The 291-nt window shown below is 44.3% G+C and carries 1 pseudogene; it reads left to right on the top strand.

Annotated elements, in window-relative coordinates:
* Window positions 1-291, top strand: a pseudogene (locus GNY06_RS15445) (transposase); the annotation flags it as partial.

The following is a 291-nucleotide window of genomic DNA, read 5'->3' as shown; positions in this document are numbered from 1 at the left end:
TGTGGAAGATATTATGATTGCCTGCATAGACGGCCTGAAAGGTTTCCCCGAAGCGGTTGAGGCTGTATTTCCTAAAACCAGGGTACAACTTTGCGTGGTTCATTAAATCCGCGCCTCCATGCGCTATGTTCCTGACAGGGATAAAAAAGCGGTTATGGAGGATATGAAGCCAATCTAAAAAGCTAATAATGAAGAGCAGGGATATCAAAGGCTGCTTGCCTTTGAAGAAAAGTGGGCAAAAAAATATCCCCTGACCTGCAAATCCTGGCTGGACAATTGGTTAAATCTCTC

Source organism: Elizabethkingia argenteiflava, assembly GCF_009904105.1.
GTDB lineage: Bacteria > Bacteroidota > Bacteroidia > Flavobacteriales > Weeksellaceae > Elizabethkingia > Elizabethkingia argenteiflava.
The sequence above is the reverse complement of the archived record's forward strand: the minus strand, read 5'-3'. Positions and strand labels throughout refer to the sequence as shown.